This window comes from Massilia cellulosiltytica (assembly GCF_047325105.1).
GTDB lineage: Bacteria > Pseudomonadota > Gammaproteobacteria > Burkholderiales > Burkholderiaceae_D > Telluria > Telluria orientalis.
In genome coordinates, this window is sequence record NZ_CP168562.1 from 3,147,450 (window position 1) to 3,166,713 (window position 19,264).

Sequence of the window (19,264 nt, forward strand, 5' to 3'; positions counted from 1 at the left end):
GGGACACTCGGCATGGATTCCCGCCTGCGCGGGAATGACGGCTTATTGGTGGGGCGTCCAGCCCAGCCGTTCCTCGATCACCCCGCGATACAACGTCCGGATGTCCCCCGGAATCCGGCGCACGTATTCCTCCGCCCTGGCCCGCTCGTCCCCCTGCAGCCCGGCCAGCAGCGCGACCGCCTCGTGGGGGCTGGGCGCCCGTTCGCTGACGCCGGCAAACTTGGCCGGCAGCGCCGTCCACACGACCGCATCGACGTCACGGGTCGCCACCCAGTCCGCGATGCACGCCACGATGGACGCCGGCGTCTTCGCGGGCAGGCCGGGCGGTACCGGGTCGGGCAGGCTGCCGACCCATTGCGGATACTCGGGCCGGATCTTTTCGCGCCGGCGCAGCATCTCGCGGGCGTCATCGAGGCCGGCCGCGTCGAGCCGCGCCCAGCGCGTGGGCATGGGCGGCGCGGGCGCGTGCAGGACGAGGGCCAGTTCGGCGCTGTCGTCGCTGTCGCGCACGAATTCCAGCGGCAGGGCCGGACCGTCCGGCTGCCAGTCCGACGCCAGCTTCAAGGGGCCGGGTTCCCAGATCAGCGAACCCCAGGCGATGCAGACGATGTTCACGGCGCCATCCTTTCCTCTAACGAGCCCGAGCGGAGCATTGTAGCGGGACGCGCGTAACATACTGTATCGTTATCGTGCGCCGTATGCGGCGGATTTCCTGTCATTCTTTCCTGCGAGGAGGCGACATGGACGAGACCGAAGTACTGATCGCGGGGGCCGGACCGACGGGCCTCGTGCTGGCCCTGTGGCTCGTGCGCCAGGGCGTCGGCGTGCGGATCGTGGACCGCAGCGCGGGGCCCGGCACGAGCTCGCGCGCGATGGCCGTGCAGGCGCGCACGCTGGAGCTGTACCGCCAGCTCGACCTGGTGGACGAGATCGTCGGGGGCGGCCTGCGCAACCCGGCCATCAATCTGTGGGTGAAGGGCGAACGTCGCACGCGCCTGTCCTTCCGCGACGCCGGCCGCGAACTGACCCCGTATCCGTTCGTGCTGATCTATCCGCAGGACCGCCACGAACGGGTGCTCGTGCGCCGCCTGGAGGAGGCGGGCGTAACGGTGGAGCGCAATACCGAACTGCTGGGCTTCGAGCAGGATGCGGCGGGCGTGACGGCGCGGCTGCGCGGCCCGGCGGGCGAATCGGTGTGCCGCGCCGCCTGGCTGGCCGGGTGCGATGGCGCGCACTCCGTCGTGCGCCATCAACTGGGGACCGGTTTCGAAGGCGGCACGTACCAGCACACGTTCTACGTCGCCGACGTGGCGGTGAGCGGGCCGGCGGCGAACGGGGAGATCCACCTGTCGCTGGAGGAGGGGGATTTCGCCGCGCTGTTCTCGTATGACCAGCAGGGCAATGCCCGGCTGATCGGCGCCGTACGCGACGCCGAGGTGCGCGAGGGCCACACGCTGGCGTTCGACGACGTGCGCCAGCGCGCCATCGCGAGCCTGGGCTTGACCATCCGCCAGGTGAACTGGTTCTCGACCTACCGCGTGCACCACCGCGTGACGGGGCATTACCGGTCCGGACGGGCGCTGCTGCTGGGCGACGCGGCCCACGTCCACAGCCCGGCCGGCGGCCAGGGCATGAACACGGGGATCGGCGACGCGATCAACGTCGCGTGGAAGCTGGCCCACGCGCTGCGGGGCCGGGCGCCGGAAACGCTCATCGATACCTACGAGGCCGAGCGCAAGGCGTTCGCCCAGCGGCTGGTCGAGACGACGGACCGCGCGTTCTCGTTCGTCGTCGCCGAGGGCGGGTTCGCCGACTTCGTGCGCACGCACATCGCACCCCTGTTCGCGTCGGCCGCATACGGCATCGAACCGGTGCGGGCGTTCATGTTCCGCGTGCTGTCGCAGATGGGCATCCATTATCCCGACAGCCCGCTGTCGGCCGGCAGCGCGGGCCACGTGCGCGGCGGTGACCGGCTGCCGTGGACGGGCTACGGCGGCGGTCCGGACAACCACGCGCCGCTGGCGGCGATCGCGTGGCAGGTGCACGTGTACGGCGAGGCGGCGCCGGCGCTGCAGGCCTGGTGCGCCGGGCGCGGCATCGCACTGTACCGCTACGACTGGTGCGACGCGTGCCAGGCGGCCGGTCTCGTGCGCGACGCGGTCTATCTCGTGCGTCCGGATACGTATGTCGCGCTGGTGGACCGGGCGGGGGAGCGGGATACGCTGGAGGCGTATTTTACGGAACGCGGCATTCACCCGGCGTGAATCGCGTCGTCCCCGCGTGCGCGGGAACGACGTACATGGAGTCAAGCCGCCTGCACCTGCCCACCACCCGCTTCATCCCGCAACAACCGCGCCGCCGCCACCATGTTGCGCAGCGCCGCTTCCGTCTCCGGCCAGGCCCGCGTCTTGAGCCCGCAGTCCGGGTTCACCCACAGCCGGTCCGCCGGCACGACGGCGCTCGCCTTGCGCAGCAGGCGCACCATGTCGGACGTCGCCGGGACGCGCGGCGAGTGGATGTCGTACACGCCCGGACCGATCTCGTTCGGGTACGCGAACGCGCCGAAACCGGCCAGCAGTTCCATGTCCGAGCGGCTCGTCTCGATGGTGATCACGTCGGCGTCGAGCGCCGCGATGGCCGGCAGGATGTCGTTGAACTCGGCGTAGCACATGTGGGTGTGGATCTGCGTCGCGTCGGCGACGCCGCTGGCGGCGATGCGGAACGCGCGTCCGGCCCAGTCCAGGTAGGCGTCGCGGCTCGCACGGCGCAGCGGCAGGCCTTCGCGCAGCGCCGGCTCGTCGATCTGGACGATGCCGATGCCGGCCCGTTCCAGGTCGCAGACTTCGGCGCGGATCGCCAGCGCGATCTGGGCGCAGGTGAGGGCGCGCGGCTGGTCGTTGCGCACGAACGACCATTGCAGGATCGTGACGGGCCCCGTCAGCATGCCCTTCATCGGCCGCGCCGTGAGGCTTTGCGCGTAGGCGGTCCACGCCACCGTCATCGGCGCGGGGCGGGCCACGTCGCCGTACAGCACGGGCGGCTTCACGCAGCGCGAGCCGTACGACTGCACCCAGCCGTTGGCGCTGAACGCGAAACCGTCCAATTGCTCGCCGAAGTATTCGACCATGTCGTTGCGCTCGGCCTCGCCGTGCACGAGCACGTCCAGCCCAAGCTCTTCCTGTACACGGACGGCATGGGCGATCTCGGCGCGCATCGCGGTGTCGTACGCGGCATCCGCCAGGTCGCCGCGGCGCCACGCCGCACGTGCGGCGCGGATGGCGGGGGTTTGCGGGAACGAGCCGATCGTCGTGGTCGGGAACGCGGGCAGGTCGAAGCGGGCGCGCTGCACGGCCTGGCGTTGCACGAACGGGGCGGCGCGGCGGTCGGCGTCCGGCGGCAGCGCGGCCAGTGCGGCGGCCACGTCGGGGCGCGCGACGCGCGGGCTGGCGCGGCGGGCGGCCAGCGCCGCGCGGGCGGCGGCGAGATCCATCGCAACGGCCCGTTCGCCGCCGGTCAATACCTGTTTCAGGATGCGTAGCTCGTTCAGTTTTTCACGCGCACCGGCCAGCCAGGTGCGCAGTTCGGCGTCGAGGGCGGCGTCGTGGGCGAGCGTGAACGGCACGTGCAGCAGCGAGCAGGAAGGCGCGAGCCACACGGCGCCGGCGCGGCGCTCAAGCACCGGCCGCAGGCGTTCGAGGCAGGCGTCGAGATCGGCGCGCCAGATGTTGCGGCCGTCGACGATGCCGACCGACAGCACCTTGTGGTCCGGCAGCCAGTCGGCGACCGGGCGCAGCTCTTCCGGCGCACGGACGCCGTCCACGTGCAGGCCGGCGACCGGGAGCTTGCAGGCGAGGCTCAGGTTTTCCTGCAGCGGCGAGAAGTACGTGGCCAGCAGCAGCGGCACGCCGGCGCCATGCAGCAGGTGATACGCCCGTTCGAACGCGAGCGACCAGTCGCCCGGCAGGTCCAGGCCGAGGATCGGCTCGTCCAGTTGCACCCACTCTGCGCCGGCTGCCTTCAGGCGGGCCAGCAGGTCGCAGTACACCGGCAGCAGCGCGTCCAGCAGCGCGAGGCGGTCGGCGCCATCCTTGGCCTTGCCCAGCCACAGGAACGACAGCGGACCGACCAGCGTGACCTTGACGGCGTGGCCCAGCGTGCGCGCCTGCGCCACCTGGTCCAGCAGGAGGTCGGGAGCCAGTGCGAAGCGCGTGGCCGCATCGAATTCCGGCACCAGGTAGTGGTAGTTCGTGTCGAACCACTTGGTCATCTCCAGCGCCGGCTTGCCATGGGAGGCGTGCCCGCAGCCGCAATCGTCGTGCGCCTCCGTCGCCACGCCGCGCGCGAGGGTGAACAGTTGCTGCAGCGGCGTTTCGGCGCCGGTGAAGCCGAAGCGCGCCGGCGCGCAGCCGAACAGCAGCACGTGGTCGGCCACCTGGTCGTAGAACGCGAAATCGCCCACGCCGACGAAGTCCAGGCCGGCCGCGCGCTGGTCGGCCCAGTGGCGTGCGCGCAGCTCGGCGGCGACGGCTTCCAGCGCCGGCTCGTCGATCTCGCCGCGCCAGTGGCGCTCCAGCGCTAATTTCAGCTCGCGCTGGGCGCCGATGCGGGGGTAACCGAGAATATGAGTTTTGATCATGTTGTTGCCTCATCTGGATGAATAAGTCTTGTCATCATCGATGAGCAACCGGCATAATTCAAACGAATTATTTTTCTGTCCAGATGAATTCCGCTCATGCCGACCTCGATCCTCGACCTGCGCCACCTGCGCACCTTGCTGGCCCTCCTTGAATCCGGCAGCGTGTCGCGCGCGGCCGCGCTGCAGAACGTGACGCAATCCGCACTGTCGCACCAGCTGAAGGCGCTGGAAGAGTTCTATGGGTTGACGCTGTTCGAGCGCAAGTCCGCGCCCGTCGCGTTCACGCCCGCCGGCCGGCGCCTGCTGGAGCTGGCGCAGGACGTGATACCGGCCGTCGACCGGGCCGAGCGCGACATCGCGCGCCTGACTGGCCACGGCGCGGGCAAGCTGCGCATCGCCGTCGAGTGCCACACGTGCTTCGACTGGTTGATGCCGTCGATGGATGCGCTGCGCCTGCGCTGGCCGGAGGTCGAGCAGGACATCGTGTCGGGCTTCCAGTCGGACCCCGTCGGGCTGCTGCACCAGGACCGCGCCGACGTCGCCATCGTGTCGGAGGTCGATGCGGACGAGCGCGACGTCGGCGTCTACCCGCTGTTCGAGTTCGACATCGTGGCGATCCTGCCGCTGGGCCATCCGTTGCTGGCGCGCGACCATCTCGTGGCGGCCGACTTCGCGGATCAGACCCTGATCACGTACCCGGTGCCGGACGAGATGCTGGATCTCGTGCGCCAGGTGCTGCGGCCCGCGGGCGTGGAACCGCCGCGCCGCACGACGGAGCTGACGGTGGCGATGCTGCAACTGGTGGCGAGCGGGCGGGGCTTCGCGGCGCTGCCGCTGTGGGCCGTGCAGACGTACCTGCAGCGAGGCTACGTGGCGCAGCAGCGCATCGGGGAGGGCGGATTGACGGGGCGCCTGTACGCGGTCATGCGCCAGGCGAAGGGAGAACGCGGCCGCGACGACGCCTACCTGGAGGATTTCGTGCAGGTGATGCGCGAGACGTCGTTGCGGACCTTGCCGGGCATCCGGCTGCTGTGAGCAGGCCTCAGACCGCGTAGGCCGGGGCGGCGCCGTAGCGGTTCGGGCGGCTGTCCTGGGCCAGGAACACGATCAGGACGATGATGCCGACGATCGGCACGAAGCTGATCAGCTGCCACCAGCCGCTGCGGTCCGTGTCGTGCAGGCGGCGCGTGGCGACGGCGATCGACGGCAGCAGCGTGGCGAGCGAGAACACGATCGACAGGGTCGTGCTGATCTGGCCGAGGATCATGCTCGCGATGACGAGGAACAGGAAGAACCACCAGTATTCGGAACGGCGTGCCGTGCCCTCGAAGTTGGCGTATTTCTGGAAGCAGGTCTGGATCGATTCGATGAACGTCATGGTGTCCTCGTGTTGTAAGTCCGATAGCATCGTACGCGAAAACGCACGAGACAAACTCTCCAATGTTCACGCCGCGCACGGTTCATCCGTACGTCATCCGGATGGCTTATAGTAACGACGACAACACGGATGGGAGCAAGCATGCGGTACACCCTCGCTTCGTCGGCCGGCAAGGGCCGGATCAACGAAGACGTCGTCGTCGTGTATGAGCGCGACGGTCATACGGACCTCGTGCTGATGGACGGCGCGACGCCGCTCACGCCCGAGCGCTGCGTGGCGTCCGGCGCCAGCGATCCGGCCTGGTTCGTGCGCCGCTTCGCGCAGGACCTGGGCCGCGTGCTGCGCGCGGAGGGGAGCCAGGACGCGCTCGTGCTGGAAGCGCTGGACCACACGCGCGCCGCCTACCGCGCCGCCCGCGGCCACGCCGACGTGCCGCCGTACGCCTGGCCGATCGCGACGCTCGCGTGGGTGCGCGTGTCCGACCCGGACGCCGCCGCCGGCCACACGCTGGACCTGTACTGCCTCGGCGACAGCAAGATCCTGCTGCAACTCCCCGACGGCACCGTACGCGACCTCGACCCCTTCGAGAACCCGCAGGAACAGGCGACGCAGGCCGCGGTCGCGGCGCTCGTCGCCGAAGGCATCCTCGATCCGGGCGAGCGCTGGACGCGGCTGCTGCCGATGCTGCGCGCACGCCGCCACGAACAGAACACGGCGGCGAGTCCCGCGGTCCTGTGCCTGGAGCCGCGCGGACCGTTCGCGGCGCGCAGGACGCGGGTGACGGCACCGCCGGGCGCGCTGCTGCTGGTGCTCAGCGACGGCTTGTACCGCCTTGTCGACACCTACGGCCTGCACTCGGACGGCAGCCTGCTGGACGCGTGCCGCGCGCGCGGGCTGGACGCGCTGCTCGACGAGCTGCGCGCGTTCGAGGCCGGCAAGGAGGCTGTCGGACTGGCGGCGAAAACGGCGGACGACGCATCCGCCATCGCCTGGCGTTTTACGTGAAACGAGAAAGGAGAGACCGATGTCCCATGCCTGCATCGCACCGGCTGCCCTCGCCCTGATCGAGCGCTACGTGGCGGCCTACAACGCCTTCGACGTGGACGGCATGCTCGATACGCTGAGCCCCGACGTCCGTTTCGAGAACTGGTCCGGCGGCCACCTGACGGCGGCCAGCGACGGCCGCGACGCCTTCCGCATCCTGGCGGAACAGGCGCGGACGATGTTCGCCGAGCGCGAGCAGCGGGTGACGGCGCTGGCGCCGCGCGGCGACACCCTCGTCGCAGCCATCGCCTGGCGCGGCCAGCTCGCCATCGACGTGCCCGGCGGGCCACCGGCCGGCACCCGGCTCGCGGTGCGGGGCGAGTCGGAATTCGTCGTGCGCGATGGACAACTCGCGCTCGTCGTCGACCGCAGCTGAGCCGGTCGGTTGCCACTCTGTCGTGGATAAAATCAGACGATCTTGCGGAATTTGACCTTGGTTAGATCTGTCTCATGGATTTGTATAGCCAGGAGGTGTAATCTGATCTTTTACCCCAGCGCAATGTAACTTATCGGGGTGGCATCGGATTGTCGGGAAATCCATTCGTGTCGCGGGTTTCTCCAACTCCATATTATGATTGGCTTATTCATAACACATGAAGGGACTTCCATGAACCAAGATGCAGGATTCCGCGTTTCCCGTTTCGAGGAACAGAAACAGCGCGCGCGCCGCGTGCGTATCGGTGTGATGATCGTGCTGTGTGCCTTGCCCGTGGCGATGGCGCTGGCCAAGACCGGCGTCACTGCTCTGGTACATGTATCCGCGCTTTGACGTGCTTGAGGTTCGCGACGATCGTGAACGTCATGATGACCAGTAGCGACCACGAACTCCACTTGCTGACGTGGACGGCCGACCAGGCGCCCAGCTGGTTCGGATAACGCCACACCCCCCAGAACGTGCCGAGGTTCTCCGCCAGCCAGATGAAGAACCCGGTCAGCACGAATCCCAGTAGCAGCGGCATGCGCCGCTCGCGGTCCAGCGGGCGGAAGCTGACGGTCGTGCGAGCGTAGAGCCCGAGCGCGACGGCCGCCAGATACCAGCGCACATCCCCCAGCGCGTGGTGCGTGAAGAAGTTCAGGTAAATCAGCAGCGCGACGAGCGCCGCCATCCAGTACGGCGGATGGTGGCGGACCCGCAGGTCGAGCAGGCGCCACGCCTGGATGATGTAGCTGCCCACCGCCGCGTACATGAACCCCGAGAACAGCGGCACGCCCAGCACCTTCGTGTAGGCGAAGTCCGGATAACTCCACGACTTGATGCCGCTGGACGTCTTGAACGCCTCCAGCGCGAAGCCGAGCGCGTGGAACAGGCAGATCGCCTTCAGCTCGTCGCGGGTCTCCAGCCCGCTCTTCAGCATCCACGCCTGGATCGCCAGCGCCGCCACGAGCAGCAGGTCGTAGCGGGGCACGCCGAGCAGGCCGGCGCGGGGCACCAGCAGCACGCAGGCGAAGAACAGCCCTGCGAACAGGCATGCCCGCGCTTCCTTGATCCCGAACATCAGGAATTCGAGCGCACCGCGGCGCCAGCCCTCGATGCGGCGGGTGCGGGCGTCGGTCAGCAACGTGTCCAGCGCGGCGAGCGAGAGCGGGGCGCGGGGGAGCATGGGCTCAGTAGCAGTCCGTGCCGTTGGAGGCGACGCAGATCGACGCCGTGCGCTTGCGCTCGACGTAGTCCGGGTTCGCGAGGTCGGCGTCGCTACCCGGGCAGATGCTGCCGTTGCAGGCCGTGGCGGTCAGCTCGAAGATGACCTTTTTCACCGTTTTGCCGTCCGGCCCGAGCCCTTCGTCATACGTCTGCGTGGCGCACCCCACGTTCACCGTGAAGCCGGTGTCCTTCCTGAAATCCGGCACGGTCTTCACGGTATCGCACGTCGCGTCCTTGGCTTTCAATTTGTAGAACGCCCATTCGAGCCCCGTGCGCGCGGCGAGGCTCGCGCGGGTGCCGAGGAAGGACTGGTTGACGGTGGCCTGCTCCGTCTCCGACAGGCGCAGCACGGCCAGCGCGAAGCCGGCCAGCACGACGAGGAAGATGATGGCCGCGATGTATGCGAACCCGCCCGCGCGCCGGGCCGTCATGGCGTGTTCTCCACGTGGGCGCCCATCGTCAGCCGGGCCGATTCGCCGCCTTCGGCCAGGCCGAGGCGCAGCTGCAGGTAGCCGCTCTGCTGGGTGGCGCCCTGGCTTTCGCGGTACAGGAAGTTGCAGTCGCTGACCTTCGCGACGAGGATCGCGCCGGTCGCCGGACAGGTCTTCGCCGGCGTCGTGCCCGGTGTGTAGCCAGTGACGCGGTAGATGACGCCCGTGCCCGTCCCGGCGCCGTCCGTGCCTTGCCGGGTGCACGTGTAGGTCACGGCCCGCTCGAGCTTCGGGATGACGACGAAACGGCCGCCCTCGTAGCCGGCCGGCAGCGTCGCCGGCGCGGCGAGGGTCACCGTGTTCCGGCCCTGGGTCGTCGTGGCGGCGTCGGCGATGCTCTTGATGACCCAGCTGTTGGCGGGGTTGTAGACGTCGTTCCCGTTCACGTTGCCGATGAACAGGTAATCGCCTGCATAGCTGGCGTCGATGCGCGTCAGGGTGTCGAACGTATCCGTGGCGACGTCGCGGGTGAACGGGTTGCCGGCGACGGCATGTTCGTAGTCCGCCGCCGTGCGGAACCGGCCGCCGTCCTTCGTCGGCACGAATTCGATGCACTGGTTCTGCCCATCCGTCCACGTATAGCGCAGCGAATTCGGCACGGCCGTGCGCACTTCCCACAGGATGCGGCGCAGCGCGGTATCGGCCTGGCTCGTGAGGTTCGCGCGCTGGCGGATCGAGAGATAGGATTGCATGGCGGGCCGGATCTGCAGCACGAGCACGCCGGCGATGACGCCGACGATGACCATCACGACGATCAGTTCGACGAGGGTGAAGCCGCGCTGGCGGGTCATGATGGGTTGGTCCTCCAGCCGGTCAGCACGACGGCGCCGGCCCCCGGCATGGACACGGTGACGACGACGCGCACGGCGTCCTCCGTCGACGCGACGCCGGCCAGCGCCGCAGTCACGGCCTCGACGCTCACCGAGTACCGCTCCAGCCCTGGAATCAGGTTGCCTTCGACGTCGCGGATGCCCGTCAAGCCCTTGCCATAGCCGTTGTAGTCCCTGACGTCGTCGTAGTTGATGCGCGCCCCGGTGCCCGGCCCCGGCGCGAAGGGTTTCATCAGGATTTCTTCCATCATGTTGTCCGCGATCGACTGCATCTGCTGCACGAGGACGGGATCCACGCTGGACCGCGTCGTGGCCGTGTACACGGCGACCATGCCGCCGAGCGCGACGCCCATGATGACGAGGGCGACGATCAGTTCGACCAGCGTGACGCCGGCGCTGCGCCTCACTTTATTCAACATAGCCGGTCGCGCCTTGTACGGTGATGGTGCGGAAAGTGATACCGCCGTTGACGGCGCCCGCGACGGACAGGCTGCCCGCCCAGGCGGCCGCGCCGCCGATGTCCGTCGTGATGCGGCCGTCCGGCTGGAAGTACAGGGTGGCCGGCAGGCTGCCGGTCGTGACCGTGAGCGCGCTGTCGCTCGTCGCATAGTCGTCGTCGCCGACGCCGTTCAGCGCGATCCAGCCGTTGTTGCTGCCGTTCACGCGCAGCACGACGGCCTTCGGCCCGACGTTCGCGGACACGACGCGCCGGTGTCCCATCGCGATCTTCTGCGCGCGGCGCAGGCCGCTGACGACCTGGTCGCCGAACACGGCCGCTTCCGCCGACTTGTCGCCCGTAAGGCGCGGGATGCCGATGGCGGCCAGCGCGGCGATGATGATCATCACCACGACCAGCTCGACGATCGTGAAGCCGCCGCGACGGGCAGGGCGTGTCATCGGAACACCTCGCGCGTGTGGATGATGCGCTTCGTCTCCGGCGCGTAGACGCCGAACGTGGCGAGCGCGGACGGGTCGACGTTGCCGGCGGCGGCGCAGGAAGCGTCGGCGCTGCGCAGGAAGGCGAGGGCGGCCCCGGTGCTGGTCGTCATGCCCGCGCCCCGGCTGGCGTAGCAGGACGTGTTGGCGGCCGTCGTCCCCAGGTTGAGCGCGAACGGCACGCTGACGTGGGCGGCGACGTTGGGCGTCAACGTGAGGACGGCCTTGCCGCCCGTGAATGCCGGCGACAGCGTGGACGAGAGCGTGAGACCCGGCACGGCCGTCCCCGTCGACACGATGCCGGCCGGCAGGGCGGTGGTGGAGTCCTCGGCGTTCACGATCCACATCTGGCCCGTGTAGTACTCGATCGACACGGGAATGCTCAGCGGGGTCCCGGCGGGGCCGAACCGGCTGGGCAGGCGGATGCGGCCGCTGCGGACCAGTAGCGTCGGTTCGGCGCCGGCCGTGGCGGGAAGCGCCGACGAGCTGGCGGGGTATTGTTCGGCGGGCAGATCCTCGGTCGCGCGCACGCGCAGCCGGGTCTGCGCCGTCGGCGATTTCGTGAACGTGTAGCTGCCGGCCCATGTGGCGACGCCGGCCTTGAAGTCCGCTGCCCGCAATTGCGCCTTGCCCACGAGGTCGGTGGCCAGGTAGCCGGGCGAGCGGCTGAACGCGCCGCCGGCCGCCAGCGCGCTGCCGTCGGCGTTCAAGCCCGTGAACAAGACGTCGCGCGCATTCGTGGTGTCGTAGTTCTGCGTGACGCCGTTCTGCAGGTTGCGCGCGGTGACCGTCAGCTTGATCGCGGGTTCGCCGGAATAGTATTGCGCCAGCGTGCCCCCGTAGAAGCCGGACGTGCGCTTCCAGTCGGTATCCGTGTCGAACGTGAAGTAGGCCGGGCTGAACGCGCCGACACCGCCGGCGCATCCCGTGGTGGCGCTGCCGGTCGCCGCGCTGGCGGGCAGCAGGCCCGTTCCCAGGTAGCCGGCGCCGTTGGCGAGCGATGCGACGAGGTCGATGCGGCCCGTTTCGCTCCACGTGGCCTTGAGCGTCTGCACGCCGGCAAGGACGGACGAAGGCGTCTGCGCGAGCAGGCCGTTGCCGTTGCTGGGCTGGCACGTCACCGGCACGAGCTTCGCGCTTTCCGCTATCTGCTCGCGGCCGAAGTTCCGGGTCACGGCCGGGGTCGACGCGGCATTCAGGGCCGTCACCGTCGCCGTAAACTCCTTGCCGGCCACGTAAGGGACATTGGCGTTCGCCAGCGCGAGCGTGAACGCCTTGGGCACGAACGTCGCCTTGACGTTCGCCGACGGCGGACTGCCGGCGCCGCTGTCGGTCGCCTTGACGGTCACCTCACCGGCGTCCGCGTATTGCAGCGGCACGCTCGCCTTGCCTTCCTCGTTGAAGGTGAGCTTGACGGTCGCGCCGGTGCCGTCGCAAGCCGCCGCGGCGTTCTGGCCGCTGTTCAGGGGGATATTGTTCAGGCGTACGGGCAACGTACCGCTCGCCGGATTGCTGTAGGCGCAGGTGAAATTGATGTTGCGATCCACGTTGTTGAACAGCGGCACGCACGTATTCTGTTTCGCGTCGTAGCGCACGGCTGCCATCGTGAGCTGCGGGGGCGAGGGCGCCTCCGCGTAGGCGGCGTCGGCGCTCATCGTCATCGTGTACGCGGAACTGGCCACGGCGACCTTGCAGTCGGCGGCCTGGCTCGTGTCCGTGCGGACGCACGTGGTGGCGTTGGCCGTCGTCGCGCCGGACACGCCCAGGGTGAACGTGCCGGCCTGGGTCCAGCTCACGGCCGCCTTCACGCTGCCGGACGTGGGGATCGCCACGGACTGGCCCGTCGGGGCCAGCGTCACGGTGGCGCCGCCGCCGTACGTGGCCGTGCACGCCTGGTTGGCGCAGGCGGTGATCGTCACCGACGACGGCGCGCACACGCTGCCCGCCGGGTTGTAGTTGATGAGGAAGTGATCCAGCGCCACGACGTTGCCCTGGCAGCGCGGTCCCATGGACGTGTTCACGTCGTAGCCGCTGCCGTTCTGTACGCAGTCGCACTTGCCGGTGGTGGTGCCGCCCGAGCAGTAGATCGTCTTCGTCACGCGGCCGTGCCAGTTGAAGATGCCGCTGTCGATCGTCGCATTGCCGTAGATGGTCGCCTCGGACGAATCGAGCGTCAGCGTGCCGGCGGTCACGTCGCCCGTGACGCTGTCGGACGATCCCAGCTGCAGCGACGTCCTGGCCGTGATGTTGCCCTGGACGGAGGTGTTGGACGGCATCAGCCGGACGACGGGCGCCGTCACGTCGCCCTTGACCGTGCTGCCGGACGCCAGCGTGAACGAATTCGTCGCGACGATGTCGCCGGTCAGGGTGACGGGCGAGTTCGTGGTAATCGTTGCACCGCTGATCGGGCCGTTGATCGTCGCATGCGAGGCGATGTTGACGGTGCCGGTGGCCGTGATGCTGCCCGTAAGGTTGAGTGTAGAACCGGTGCCCAGGTTGGCCGTGACGGCCTGGACGTTCGCCGTCAGCGTCTGGTTCTGTGCGCCCACGCTGAACACGTCGCCCGCGATCAGCGTGCCGCCCGTGATCTTGAGGTTGTTCGAGGCGACGCCGCCGATGTTCAGGTCGCCCGTGCTCATCAGGACGGCGCTGCCGCTCATCGTGAGGCTGTGGTTGTAGCCGAACGTGGTGTCGGCCGTGATCTTCACCGTATAGCCGCTGGCGATCACCATGCTGTCGTCCCCGGCCGGCAGCGGCAGGCTGGGGCAGGTATAGACGGCGCCGGACAGCGTGCAGTTGCTCACGGGGCTGCCGCCGCCGAACGTGTAGAGGTTGCCGGCGCATGCGGGGCCGCCTGCCGCGGACAGCATCAGGACAAGCAGCAACAAATAAAATCGGCGCAGGAACATGTCTCGGCGATTATATCTTGGCAGAACACGTATTTCGTCAAATCAATACTGCGTGAGGGCCGCCCGCCACACCGGCCCGCGCGAAGCGTTTCAGGAAGAGGGCGTCCGGGTCATTTTCGCGAGTATCGATGGTGCGATGCAAAAGTGACAAACGCCGCAATTCCGGATAGCATAATTCGTTAGTCTCTCGAACTATTCGATCCGAACGCTGCCACGCCCGCGCGTATTGACGCAATCCTCTGCCCATTCATGATGTCGCCCACACCTCTTTGCCTCGCCATCGCCGCCGCGCTGTCCTGTCCCGCCGCCGCGTTCGCACAATCCAACCAGCCGGACGACAAGGGCAAGGCCCAGGACAAGCCGGTGCAAAAGGTGGAAGTGAAGGGCTCGGCCAGCACCTACGACCCGCGCCGCGACGACACGGCCAGCAAGACCGTGCTGTCGGCCGAGGAGATCCGCAAATACGGCGACGACAACATCTTCGACGTGTTGAAGCGCGCACCGGGCGTCACCGTGACGGATAAATCGATCAAGATGCGGGGCCTGGGCGCCGGCTACACGCAGATTCTCGTCAACGGCGACCGCCCGCCGCCCGGCTTTTCGCTGGACGCCCTGACGCCGGACCAGATCGAGCGCATCGAAGTGATCCGCGCCGCCAGCGCCGAGTATTCGATGCAGGCTATCGCGGGCACCATCAACATCGTGCTGCGCAAGGTCGTCAGCAAGCCGCAGCGCGACCTGCGCCTGAACGCGACGCGTTCGCCGTTGCAGCGCAGCGGCACGATGGGCGGCACGTGGGGCGACAAGGTCGGCACCCTGTCGTACTTCGTCAACGGCTCGCTGTTCGGCGGCCACAACGAGTTTCATTCGCGCGGCGCGGACCAGTTGTCGCTGCCGGACGGCACGCTGGCGCAGTCGCGCCTGACCCGCTACGACGGCGGCGGCGCCTACCGCGGCGGCGTCCTGTTCCCGCGCCTGAACTGGAAGATCGACGCGGACAACGAACTGAACGTGTCGGCCGGCCTGCAGGCGAGCAGCCATGCGTGGTCCGGCTTCTCGCACAACGAGAATCTTGCCGGGTCGTTCGGCAATCCGGACTGGATCGACATGCCGGGCCGCACGTCGGGCGACCAGTGGATGATGCGGGGCGAGATCGGCTGGGTCGCGAAGGTGGCCGGCGGCAAGCTTGACGTGAGCCTGGCGGGGGAGCGCAGCCGCGACGAGAACGACAACGACACCGATTATTATTCGGCGGGCCGCGCGCACCACCTGCTGCGCGACTGGGACACCGTGTATCGTCCGCGCCGCATGTCGTTCCGCGGCAAGTTCGCGCGCTCGCTGTTCGACGGCCATGCGCTCGTGACGGGCATCGATGCAAGCCGCCAGCGCAACGAGGACTCGCGCGACCGCATCGACCAGCAGGACGGCGCGCCCGCCACGCACGTGGTCGAGGCCTACCAGCCGCAGGTCACGCGCCTGGCCGGCTATGTGCAGGACGAGTGGAACATCACGCAGCAGTGGTCGATGTACCTGGGCGGCCGCTGGGAGGGCGTGGAGACGGAGAGCGCCGGGACCGGCGTGGCGGAGACGACGTCGCGCAGCCACGTGCTGAGCCCCGTCGCGCAGACCTTGTACAAATTCCCCGACAAGAGCGGCCGCCAGCTGCGCCTCGCGCTCACCCGCACGTACAAGGCGCCCACCGTCGACCAGCTGACGGCGCGGCGCTACCTGTCCGCGCTGAACACGCGCTTCGCGCCCGATTCCAGCGGCAATCCGGGCCTGAAGCCGGAGCTGGCGAACGGCGTCGACGTCGCGTTCGAGCAGTACTGGACGGACGGAGCGATGGTGTCCTTGAGGGGCACGCAGCGCCTGATCAGCGACTATATCCGCACGCGCCTGGACCTCGATCCGGACGGCCGCTGGATCTATCGCCCGCTGAACGACGGCGACGCGCGCGTGCATTCGCTGGAGGCCGAGGTCAAGTTGCCGCTGCGCGTGCTGAACCAGGCCGCGGCCGGCTTCGACATGCGCGCGAGCGTCACGCGCAACTGGTCGGAGGTATCGACCGTGCCCGGCCCCGACAACCGCCTCGACGGGCAGACGCCGATGTCGGCCAACGTCGGCCTCGACTACCGCCGCGATCGCCTCACCTTCGGCGCCAGCATGGCGTACCAGCAGGGCGGCTGGGTGCGCGTGTCGGACGCGCAGATCCGCCACGCGCACACGCGGCGCGACGTCGACGCGTATGCCGCGTGGAAGCTCGATCCGCACCTGCAGCTGCGCTTCACGCTCAACAATATCCTGGGCATGGACGGCGAGTCGGAAAGCGTCTACGAGGACGCGGGCGGGCTGTCGCGCCAGGCCAGCTGGCAGCAGGGCGCCACGCGCGTGGGGGTCAATCTCGAGCTGAAGATGTGACGAGGAAACGAATATTCCACCCGTTACGGTTTGGTACAAATTCCAAACGTACAGACGAGTTACGGCGGTTAGCATTGCCGCATGAACTTTACTTTTTCGTCATTGGAGCACGGAACCTGTGTCGTCAAGCTGTGGGCGACGGGCCGTTACGGGTTTTCCCTGCCGAAGAAAGTCGACATCACCACGCCCGCCGGGGCGTCGTGTACGTTCCTCTACATTAACAAGATAGAAAAGCGGCTCAGCATGAAGGCGGAGCCAGGCAACCGGATGATCGTCCGCATCGCCATCGGCGCCTTCCTTGCCGGTGCGCCACCGGACGGCGGCACGGTCGAGATCGATCCCGACATGCCGCCGTATGCCGGCAAACTCACGCCGGTGCGGCTGGACGCGCCGCGCGCACCGATGCGGGTGCGGCCGGGAAAGTCGCATGCCCGCACCCGGCTGGATGCCGAGTGCGGGACGCCACCCTGACAGATCGGGGGGTTATGCCGCAGCGCTGACGGCGCGTACAATCGGCGGTCACAACACGCGTGCCTCATCCGTCTAATGGATATGGATACCCAGACCGCCACGCCGCTGGACGATTTCGTCCGCCTCCGCCCCCGCCTGTTCGGGATCGCCTACCGTATGCTGGGCGTGCGCGCCGACGCCGAGGACATCGTCCAGGAAGCCTGGCTGCGCTGGCAGAACGGCGGCAGCCTGGAAGCGCGCACGCCGGAAGCGTGGCTCGTCACCGTCGTCACCCGGCTCTCGATCGACCGGCTGCGCGGCGCGCTGACGGAGCGCGAACGTTACGTCGGCCCGTGGCTGCCCGAACCGCTGGTGGAAGACACGGCGGCGTCGCCGGAAAGCGCCCTGGAAGCGGCGGGCGACCTCTCGACGGCCTTCCTGCTGATGCTCGAACGGCTGGCGCCGGAAGAGCGCGCCGTGTTCCTGCTGCACCAGGTGTTCGATTTCGATTACGCCGAGGTCGCGGCGATGGTCGGCAAGACGGAAGCAGCCTGCCGCAAGGTGCTGCAGCGGGCACGCGAACGGGTGCGGGCGGAACGGCCCCGGTTCGCCGTCAACCGCGAGCTGCACCTGGAATTGCTGGGGCGCTTCGTGCAGGCGGCCCGTTCGGCCGACCCGGCCCAGGTGCAGGCGCTGCTGGCAGCGGACGCCACGTTCACGGGCGACGGCGGCGGCAAGGTCAAGACGACCGTCAGGCAGGTGGTCGGCGCCGACCGCGTGGGCCGCCTCGTCGCGGTCATCGAACGCAAGTGGTCGAACGCCGACACGCGCCACGACATCATCACCGTCAACGGGGCGCCGGGCGTGCTGACCTGGCGCAACGGCATGCCGGATGCGATCACCTCGATCCACATCGAGGACGGCCGTATCGCCGCCATCTATGTCGTACGCAACCCGGACAAGCTGGGCGGACTGGCCGGCCTGCGTGCCTGATCGGTATCTTTTTGTCAGCGCGCAACATACTTTCCTGATAACAGTCAGAGGAAGCGCAGATAGTCAAAAAAAACCCGGTTTCTTACTTATGCATGGCGCAAACGGAGGTATGCTGGCGGTCGGCGCAACGCTACCATGGTCAACTCTTCGAAGGCGCGTAACCAGATGGCAGGGCATACTTCGTTGTACAAGAATCATGTGTTGTTCTTGTCGCACAGCTTCTTCATCAAGGACAACCAGGCCGAGTTGCAGTTGCACGCGCATAAGTACGACTTCGACATCCGCTTCTTCCATGAGCTGAGCGAATTCGTGACGGCGGTCGAACGCGATGCGGCCGACAGCCTGTACGTGGTCGACCTCGACGCGCTGCACAACATGCAGTCCGACCTGCGCGATGCGCGCAAGACGCTGCTGCTGGGCGAATTGCTGCAGCGGCTGCCCGCGGACCACCGCTACGTCTACCTGCAAAGCGTGCGCCAGGGCAGCCGGTTCCTGCTGCAGCAACGCCTCGTCGACAGCAACTGCCTCGCCTACGCCGAAAAACCGATCGCGAACGACGTCCTCGTCGACAAGCTGTTCAACCTGTTCGTGCAGCAGAAACGCGGCGACGTCGTGCGCGTGGCCATGCTGGGCGCACCGCCGGGCTGGGACGAGGCGGCGCTGCGCGCACAGCGGCTGGACATCGTCTACCACACCGATCCGCAAACGCTGCACCTGCGTGTCAAGGACTTGCAGCCGGATATCGTACTGATCACGGACGCGGAATACGAGCGGACGGAAGCCGTCGTGCGCGTGCTCAAGCGCAATATCGAAGCCGATCCCGTGCGCGAGATCACCTTGCTGCAACGCCGCGCCGACCCGGCGCTGGCGCGGCGCGCGCTGGACAGCGGCTTCGATGCGCTGCTCGCGATGGACGATCCCGAGCTGCTCGCGCGGCAGTTGCTCAACCGGGCCGCCAAGATCCGCATCAACCGCGACCTGATCGGCAAGGACCGCGCGACGGGCCTGCTCAACAAGATCGGCCTGCAGCAAAAGGCGCAGGCGCTGATCTGCCGCGCCGCGCTGGAAAACCGGCCGCTGTGCTTCGGCATCATCGACATCGACAAGTTCAAGACCATCAACGATACCTGGGGCCATTATTTTGGCGACATCGTCATCAAGCGTTTGTCCTTGACACTGGCGGCGCGCATGGAAGAGGGCGACCTGCTGAGCCGGTTCGGCGGCGAGGAATTCGTCGTCGTGTTCTGGGATTGCCCGCTGGAGCAGGGCTGGCACCGGCTCGACGCGCTGCGCCAGGCATTCGGCGCCATCGCGTTCGAGGTCAAGCCGGGCGACGTGCGCCACTTCTCGTTCAGCGGCGGCCTGGCCGCCTATCCGGACGGACGCAGCGAGAACGAATTGTTCCTGCGCGCCGACGCGATGCTGTACGAAGCGAAGCAGGGCGGGCGCAACCAGATCCGCCCGATGGCCGCGCCCGTCGCGCAAACAGGCTGATTTCTTACCAACTGTGAAATGGTTTGCCGGCCAACGCGTCCGG

Annotated in this window: 18 protein-coding genes; 9 read left to right on the plus strand and 9 right to left on the minus strand. The window is 68.1% G+C overall.

Going from position 1 to position 19,264, the window contains the following annotated elements; all coding sequences use genetic code 11:
- Positions 1-42: 42 nt before the first annotated feature.
- Entirely contained in the window at positions 43-615 is a 573-nt protein-coding gene (locus ACEN9H_RS13770) for a hypothetical protein (protein ID WP_413675216.1), read from the minus strand.
- Between the two features lie 125 nt (positions 616-740).
- Between ACEN9H_RS13770 and ACEN9H_RS13775 the strand changes: the two genes are divergently transcribed.
- Positions 741-2,264, plus strand: a complete 1,524-nt coding sequence (locus ACEN9H_RS13775) for an FAD-dependent monooxygenase (RefSeq protein WP_413675217.1) — start codon at positions 741-743, stop codon at positions 2,262-2,264.
- 41 nt (positions 2,265-2,305) lie between these two features.
- Here ACEN9H_RS13775 and metE read toward each other — a convergent pair whose 3' ends face one another.
- Positions 2,306-4,636, minus strand: a complete 2,331-nt coding sequence (metE, locus tag ACEN9H_RS13780) for a 5-methyltetrahydropteroyltriglutamate--homocysteine S-methyltransferase (protein ID WP_413675218.1) — start codon at positions 4,634-4,636, stop codon at positions 2,306-2,308.
- Between the two features lie 96 nt (positions 4,637-4,732).
- Between metE and ACEN9H_RS13785 the strand changes: the two genes are divergently transcribed.
- Positions 4,733-5,671, plus strand: a complete 939-nt coding sequence (locus tag ACEN9H_RS13785; protein ID WP_371766307.1) for a LysR family transcriptional regulator — start codon at positions 4,733-4,735, stop codon at positions 5,669-5,671.
- A 7-nt stretch (positions 5,672-5,678) separates the two neighbouring features.
- Here the strand turns inward: ACEN9H_RS13785 and ACEN9H_RS13790 are convergent, their stop codons facing one another.
- Positions 5,679-6,014 carry a DUF805 domain-containing protein gene (locus ACEN9H_RS13790; RefSeq protein WP_371766308.1) on the minus strand — a complete coding sequence of 112 codons (336 nt, stop codon included), beginning with the start codon at positions 6,012-6,014 and terminating at the stop codon, positions 5,679-5,681.
- Positions 6,015-6,155: 141 nt separating this feature from the next.
- On the opposite strand from ACEN9H_RS13790, the gene ACEN9H_RS13795 reads away from it, so the two are divergent.
- The 3 genes from ACEN9H_RS13795 (at position 6,156) to ACEN9H_RS13805 (ending at position 7,827) form a co-directional block, all read left to right on the plus strand.
- The gene (locus ACEN9H_RS13795; protein ID WP_413675219.1) at positions 6,156-7,019 is read left to right on the plus strand and encodes a hypothetical protein; all 864 of its coding nucleotides are present in this window, start codon (positions 6,156-6,158) and stop codon (positions 7,017-7,019) included.
- A gap of 19 nt (positions 7,020-7,038) precedes the next feature.
- Complete coding sequence (locus ACEN9H_RS13800) at positions 7,039-7,434, plus strand: nuclear transport factor 2 family protein (RefSeq protein ID WP_056133226.1); 396 nt, start codon at positions 7,039-7,041, stop codon at positions 7,432-7,434.
- Between the two features lie 231 nt (positions 7,435-7,665).
- Positions 7,666-7,827, plus strand: a complete 162-nt coding sequence (locus ACEN9H_RS13805) for a hypothetical protein (RefSeq protein WP_156403668.1) — start codon at positions 7,666-7,668, stop codon at positions 7,825-7,827.
- Here ACEN9H_RS13805 and ACEN9H_RS13810 read toward each other — a convergent pair.
- Genes ACEN9H_RS13810 through ACEN9H_RS13835 form a run of 6 tightly spaced genes read right to left on the minus strand, consistent with a single transcriptional unit; the run spans position 7,796 to position 13,866 of the window.
- Positions 7,796-8,659: a DUF817 domain-containing protein gene (locus ACEN9H_RS13810; protein WP_413675220.1), complete on the minus strand. Its 864-nt coding sequence runs from the start codon at positions 8,657-8,659 to the stop codon at positions 7,796-7,798. The genes ACEN9H_RS13805 and ACEN9H_RS13810 overlap by 32 nt on opposite strands.
- A gap of 4 nt (positions 8,660-8,663) precedes the next feature.
- On the minus strand, positions 8,664-9,131 hold the full coding sequence (locus tag ACEN9H_RS13815) for a hypothetical protein (protein ID WP_413675221.1): 468 nt from the start codon (positions 9,129-9,131) through the stop codon (positions 8,664-8,666).
- Positions 9,128-9,982, minus strand: coding sequence for a prepilin-type N-terminal cleavage/methylation domain-containing protein (locus ACEN9H_RS13820; RefSeq protein ID WP_413675222.1), 855 nt, complete (start codon positions 9,980-9,982; stop codon positions 9,128-9,130). The genes ACEN9H_RS13815 and ACEN9H_RS13820 overlap by 4 nt, the downstream gene beginning before the upstream one ends.
- On the minus strand, positions 9,979-10,440 hold the full coding sequence (locus tag ACEN9H_RS13825; RefSeq protein ID WP_413675223.1) for a type IV pilus modification PilV family protein: 462 nt from the start codon (positions 10,438-10,440) through the stop codon (positions 9,979-9,981). The genes ACEN9H_RS13820 and ACEN9H_RS13825 overlap by 4 nt, the downstream gene beginning before the upstream one ends.
- Entirely contained in the window at positions 10,430-10,918 is a 489-nt protein-coding gene (locus tag ACEN9H_RS13830) for a prepilin-type N-terminal cleavage/methylation domain-containing protein (protein WP_413675224.1), read from the minus strand. Before ACEN9H_RS13830 ends, ACEN9H_RS13825 begins: the two co-directional genes overlap by 11 nt.
- A complete protein-coding gene (locus ACEN9H_RS13835; protein WP_413675225.1) occupies positions 10,915-13,866 on the minus strand; it encodes a DUF6701 domain-containing protein in 2,952 nt (983 codons plus the stop codon). Before ACEN9H_RS13835 ends, ACEN9H_RS13830 begins: the two co-directional genes overlap by 4 nt.
- Before the next feature lie 249 nt (positions 13,867-14,115).
- On the opposite strand from ACEN9H_RS13835, the gene ACEN9H_RS13840 reads away from it, so the two are divergent.
- The 4 genes from ACEN9H_RS13840 (at position 14,116) to ACEN9H_RS13855 (ending at position 19,221) form a co-directional block, all read left to right on the plus strand.
- The gene (locus tag ACEN9H_RS13840; protein WP_413675226.1) at positions 14,116-16,284 is read left to right on the plus strand and encodes a TonB-dependent receptor plug domain-containing protein; all 2,169 of its coding nucleotides are present in this window, start codon (positions 14,116-14,118) and stop codon (positions 16,282-16,284) included.
- 81 nt (positions 16,285-16,365) lie between these two features.
- A complete protein-coding gene (locus ACEN9H_RS13845; protein WP_371770241.1) occupies positions 16,366-16,755 on the plus strand; it encodes a hypothetical protein in 390 nt (129 codons plus the stop codon).
- Positions 16,756-16,836: 81 nt separating this feature from the next.
- Complete coding sequence (gene sigJ / locus ACEN9H_RS13850) at positions 16,837-17,727, plus strand: RNA polymerase sigma factor SigJ (RefSeq protein WP_413675227.1); 891 nt, start codon at positions 16,837-16,839, stop codon at positions 17,725-17,727.
- Between the two features lie 198 nt (positions 17,728-17,925).
- Positions 17,926-19,221 (plus strand): diguanylate cyclase, encoded by a 1,296-nt coding sequence (locus tag ACEN9H_RS13855; RefSeq protein ID WP_413675228.1) that lies wholly within the window; start codon positions 17,926-17,928, stop codon positions 19,219-19,221.
- The last annotated feature ends 43 nt before the right edge of the window (positions 19,222-19,264 follow it).